The sequence below is a fragment of the Bacillus sp. SIMBA_026 genome (genome assembly GCF_046535335.1).
Lineage (GTDB): Bacteria > Bacillota > Bacilli > Bacillales > Bacillaceae > Bacillus > Bacillus velezensis.
On the sequence record NZ_JAWRWX010000484.1, the window covers coordinates 1 to 236 of the forward strand.

A 236-nucleotide genomic window follows, 5' to 3' on the forward strand; every position below is an offset into this window, starting at 1 on the left:
GTGGCCCTCGGGGTACCCTGCCACCCCCACCGCCATCTTCCCGCCTGTGATGTCTGCAATATCCCGCACGAGTTCGATGCCGGTTGAATACGGTCCCGCCGGATGGGGCGCATCACCGCCAATCGCAAACACCTCAGAGATGCCTGAACTGGCGCAGTCGCCAAGAATCCGCTGCAGCTGGGCTCGGCTATCGAGGCACTTCGCAGCTAAGTGTGGCACCGCTGCGTAGCCCAGTT

Annotated in this window: 1 protein-coding gene; it reads right to left on the reverse strand. The window is 63.1% G+C overall.

Features of this window, described 5'->3' with window-relative positions:
* On the reverse strand, positions 1–219 hold a 219-nt coding region (locus SB847_RS22255), incomplete at its 3' end, for a methylenetetrahydrofolate reductase (protein WP_410578937.1).
* Positions 220–236 lie beyond the last annotated feature (17 nt).